Annotated in this window: 3 protein-coding genes; 1 reads left to right on the top strand and 2 read right to left on the bottom strand. The window is 63.1% G+C overall.

The window, feature by feature from the left end:
• Window positions 1–17 precede the first annotated feature (17 nt).
• A complete protein-coding gene (locus A2I95_RS34880; protein ID WP_027256338.1) occupies window positions 18–233 on the top strand; it encodes a hypothetical protein in 216 nt (71 codons plus the stop codon).
• Between the two features lie 69 nt (window positions 234–302).
• Here A2I95_RS34880 and A2I95_RS34875 read toward each other — a convergent pair whose 3' ends face one another.
• Both A2I95_RS34875 and A2I95_RS34870 read right to left on the bottom strand, forming a co-directional pair.
• Window positions 303–1,448 (bottom strand): iron-containing alcohol dehydrogenase, encoded by a 1,146-nt coding sequence (locus A2I95_RS34875; protein ID WP_291737150.1) that lies wholly within the window; start codon window positions 1,446–1,448, stop codon window positions 303–305.
• Window positions 1,449–1,512: 64 nt separating this feature from the next.
• Window positions 1,513–1,842, bottom strand: a 330-nt coding sequence (locus A2I95_RS34870) for an aldehyde dehydrogenase family protein (protein ID WP_291737148.1), incomplete at its 5' end; no start/stop codon positions are given.

Raw genomic sequence — 1,842 nt, 5'->3', positions numbered from 1 at the left:
CCGGAGAAGGAGCCCAGATGCCCCAGTACAACGATATGTTCGAACTGTCCGTTACGGATATGGAGCTGATAGAGACCGCCCTGCAAACCACAAGGGACACTCTGTCAGAGGCCCAACCGGCAGCGGGCAGCAGCGAAGACGAAACGCTGCGCCGCGTGCACGAGCTTTTGGGCCGGCTGCACAATCAGAAAATCTTCTACTACCCCAAAGACAAGGTCTACGTCAGCGGCTGACGCTGTAGCGGAATGAAACAGCGCTCCCCGCCGGGCGGAGAGCGCTGAAACCTGGCAAAGAGCCGTTGTTTACAAGGCGGCCTTGAACTGCTGGGTGAGGTTTTCCTCGGTCAGTTCGATCGGATTGCCGCCGCAGCTGGGGTCGATGATCGCGCCTTTGACCAGATCGGGGATGGCCGCTTCGGTGACGCCCAGATCTGCCAGCTTGCGGGGGATCCCGAGGCTGTCGTTCAGTTCCTGCACAAACGTGCGGAAGCCGTCAAAACCGCCGTCGATGCCGAGGTAGGCCGACGCCATGGTGAACCGGTCCGCGATTGCAGGCGCGTTGAACTCCAGCACCGCTGGCATGCAGACCGCGTTGGTGGTGCCGTGGTGGGTGTTGAAGTGCGCTCCGATCGGGTGGCTCATGGCGTGAATGGCGCCCAGCCCCTTCATGAAGGCGGTGGCCCCCATCGCCGCGGCGGACATCATCTGGGCGCGGGCCTCGATATCGGTGCCGTCGGCGTAGGCGCGCGGCAGGTAGTCCTTGACCAGCCGCATGCCTTCCAGCGCGATGCCCTGGGACATCGGGTGGTAATGCGGGCTGCTGAACGCTTCGACGCAATGGGCAAAGGCATCCAGCCCGGTGCCTGCGGTGATGAACTTGGGCATGCCCACCGTCAGCTCGGGATCGCAGATCACCACCGTCGGCAGCACCTTGGGGTGGAAGATGATCTTCTTCTGATGGCTGACACTGTCGGTGATCACGGACGCGCGGCCCACCTCGGATCCCGTGCCTGCGGTGGTCGGCACCGCGATGATCGGCGCGATGGCATCGGCATCGGCGCGGGTCCACCAGTCGCCGATATCCTCAAAATCCCACACAGGTCGGGTCTGGCCGGCCATAAAGGCAACCATCTTGCCCAAGTCCAGCCCGGAGCCGCCGCCAAAGGCGATTACCCCGTCATGACCGCCCGCCTTATAAGCTTCGACACCGGCTTCCAGATTCTTCTCATTCGGGTTCGGATCAACCTCCGAGAACATGCCGCGGCCCAAGTCTGCGGCCTCCATGATGTCCAGGGTGGCTTGGGTGACAGGCAGATCGGCCAGCCCCTTGTCGGTGACCAGCAAGGGCTTGGTGATGCCGGCAGCGGCGCAGGCGTCACCCAGTTCGTTGATCCGGCCAGCACCGAATTTGATTGCGGTCGGGTAGGACCAGTTTCCGTTAAGGCTCATATCGTGTTCCTTTGATGCAATGGCCCGCCCCGCGGAGGAGACGCCAGGGCGGGCAGGGCCGCCCTTAGCCGGTTACCTTTTTCAGGTGGTAAGACTTCGGGCGGGTCAGATTGTGATAGCCGATGACCGACAGCCCGCCGCCGCGGCCGGTGTCCTTGCAACCGGTCCAGCACAGGCCGGGATCCAGGTAATCGGCGCGGTTCATGAACACGGTGCCGGTCTCGATCCGGTCGCCGACCGCTTGCGCCCGCTCCAGATCACGGGTCCAGAGCGAGGCGGTGAGACCGAAGTTGCTGTCGTTCATCAGCGCAATGGCTTCGTCGTCCGACTGTACCTTCATGATGCCGACGACCGGGCCAAAGCTTTCCTCGCGCATCACCCGCATCCCGTGGGT

It is taken from the genome of Leisingera sp. F5 (assembly GCF_001593695.1).
The sequence above is the reverse complement of the archived record's forward strand: the minus strand, read 5'-3'. Positions and strand labels throughout refer to the sequence as shown.